General features: G+C 65.3%; 1 pseudogene. It reads right to left on the bottom strand.

Annotation, left to right across the window (positions count from 1 at the left end):
• Window positions 1-1,261: pseudogene (locus AC1D00_RS41605) on the bottom strand (DUF2235 domain-containing protein); the annotation flags it as partial.

The following is a 1,261-nucleotide window of genomic DNA, read 5'->3' as shown; positions in this document are numbered from 1 at the left end:
GAAGAACAGATCGCCGGCGTCGGGCGCGACGAATTCCGCCACCAGCCGTCCCGACAGTTTCTGGTTCTCCCAGATCGTGCGCGCCGTGGCATCCTTCGGCACCGGCTCGAAAGGTCCGAGCTTGCCGACAGCGAGTTTGAGCGGATTGTTGTCGGGAAGTGCCTCGAACTCCTTCGTCTTGTCGAGCTGGGTCGGATACCTGCCCTTGCGCTTGTCCGCATCGTCCTCGAACGGAATGGTCGGATTCATCCGGCGCGGCAATTCGTCGGCCGGCATGACGTTGACGGCCTGCAGCGGAATGTCGCTCATTCCCTTCGTGCCGACGCGTACCACGGGCTGGAACCAGGCGGCGCCGAACTGACGGAGCGTCGGCAGGGCGAGGTAGTGAGGCGTGAAATAGGTCGTGAAGCCGTTTGTGCCGCTCATGATGGTGCGGTCGAACCAGGGATCCTCGATCTCGACCCAGACGCGGTATTTGCGGCCCTTCTCGACCGCGAGGCCGCTCCACCAGCAAAATTCCTCCGTCGCGAAACGGCCGCGCGCATCGACCGGCTCGTCGGGCACGGGCGTCCCTGCCTCCGGCCCGGGCGTCGTGCAGATATTGCCGGTCGCAACGCGCGCCGTGAAGACGCTGGTCGCTCCAATCAGCAGTGCGGAATAGAAGATGATGAACAGGAAGGCGCCGGGCAGCACGAACCTGGCGAAAATCCAGCGGGCCGGCCCCGCATTCAGCCGCATCCACCGGGCGAAGCGGAGCAGCTTGCCGGGCTCATCGACATTCTGCCGGCTTGCCATGCGACGTGGCCTGCTCCAGGCCAGCCGCGCGCGTTCCTGGATGGTGTCGCGCAGCACCGAGTTCCTGCGCCAGATCAGGTACGTGATGGCCAGGACGATCGAGGTGACGAACGGGTAATACAGCGTGATGTCGAGCCACGGCGCCGCATAGGATGGCAGGACGTTCCTGACCAGATTGGCGAGCGGACCCAGCACGCCGCCAACGAGCCAGTCGATGGTGGCGATGACGTGCAGCACCACCGTGCCTTGCAGGCCGTGGTCCTTCGACACCCCGATCAGGCTGCGGKCGATCCACGGCCAGATCGCGATCACGCCGACCATGACCAGCAGCGAGAAATAGGCGACGCGCCGCCACCACACGGTGTCGCGCGTGAGTCTGGCCATTTCGGCGCTGGGCGTGTTCATGCGCGTGAAGTCCTCGGCCTCCTTCTCGCGCCGCGGGCCCTTGGCTTTCGCGAGATAGGCC

The sequence above is a fragment of the Bradyrhizobium sp. P2_E8 genome, assembly GCF_056403875.1.
This window is presented reverse-complemented; position numbering and strand designations above follow the sequence as displayed.